The sequence below is a fragment of the Nonomuraea sp. NPDC049141 genome, from assembly GCF_040648415.1.
GTDB lineage: Bacteria > Actinomycetota > Actinomycetes > Streptosporangiales > Streptosporangiaceae > Nonomuraea.
Genome location: NZ_JBEZDR010000223.1, coordinates 1 through 1,396, shown reverse-complemented (window position 1 = coordinate 1,396; position 1,396 = coordinate 1). Strand labels below are relative to the sequence as shown.

General features: G+C 71.0%; 1 protein-coding gene. It reads right to left on the bottom strand.

The annotated features are described in order from the left end of the window. Window positions 1-34: 34 nt before the first annotated feature. Complete coding sequence (locus tag AB0B91_RS66025) at window positions 35-1,276, bottom strand: cytochrome P450 (protein ID WP_089002970.1); 1,242 nt, start codon at window positions 1,274-1,276, stop codon at window positions 35-37. Window positions 1,277-1,396: the final 120 nt, after the last annotated feature.

Below are 1,396 nucleotides of genomic sequence, written 5' to 3'. Positions count from 1 at the left end.
GTCTGGCGGGGCGGCGCGGCGGGTACGCGGGGCGTCAGGACAGGGACGGCACCGGCGCGCTCAGCCGGACCGGCAGGCTGCGGTGCCCGTTCATGATGAACGTGGGCAGCGGGGTCAGTTCGTCGGGATCGACCGCCAGGGCCATCTCCGGGAACCGGTCGAAGAGGCTGGACAGGCCCACGGTGGCGACCAGCCGGGCCACGCCGGCGCCGAGGCAGTAGTGCGGCCCGTGCCCGAAGGAGAGGTGCTCCTTGTCGGCGCGGGTGACGTCGAACTCGCCCGGGGCGTCCGCGTGCAGGGCCGGGTCCCGACCGACCGCCGCGTAGTTGACCAGGATCGGGTCGCCCGCCGGGATGGTCACGCCGTCCAGGTCGATGTCCTCCACGGCGTAGCGCAGCGGCAGGTGCGCCAGCGGCGACTCCACCCGCAGCGTCTCGTCGATGACGTCGTCCCAGTTCGCCGCGCCGGTACGGACCAACTGCAACTGCTCCGGATGGGTGAGCAGGGCGGTGATGGCGTTGTCGAAGAAGTTGATGGTGGTCTCCGAGCCGGCGCCCAGGATGGCGAAGATGGTGTCGGTCAGCTCCGCCTCGGTGAGCCGGGTGCCGTCGACGTCGCGGGCCGCGATCAGGTCACTGGTGATGTCCTCGCCGGGGTTGCGACGCTTCTCGGCGATCAGTTCCGTCATCGCGGCGCGCCAGTCCTGGAGGATCTGCTGGGCCTGCTGCGGCGACACGGTGGTGTCCACCATCATGTCGATCGCCTTGGCCGTCTCGACCCGGGCCTCCTCGGACATGCCGATGAGGTCGGCAACCAGCCGGGCCGGCAGCGGGTAGGCGAATTCCGCCCGCAGGTCGACGACTTCGCCGGGGGCGCGGGCAGCCATCCGGTCGAGCAGCTCACCGGTCAGCTCGACCACCCGCGGGCGGATCAGTTCCGTGCGGCGCGGGGTGAACGCCTTGCCGACCAGCCGGCGCAGCCGCACGTGGTCCCGCCCGTACGAGGTGACCATGTTGTCCATGGCGATCCAGCTGATCATCTCCCAGTCGGGCGGGATCTCACCGTTGATGAACGCGGGCCAGTGGTTGCGGGCGCTCTTGGTGACCCGGGGATCGGTCAGCACCTTCTTGATCGTCGCGTAGCTGTTGAGCGACCAGGCCAGGACCCCGCCGGGCAGTTCCACGCGGGTCGCCGGGCCCTGCGCCCGCAGGCCGTCCGCCTCCGCGTGGATACGACTGCCGGTGGTGTCCAGCCTGATCGGGCAGCGCTGTTCCATCGGTTCCTCCAGGTGTCCTCGGTTGATCTCGGTTGAGGGGACTCAAGCGGCGGAGGCCCCCGCCGCTGCGGCAGGGTCACGGTCGGCGCGACCGGCGGCAGGCCTGGCACGTGACCGGGA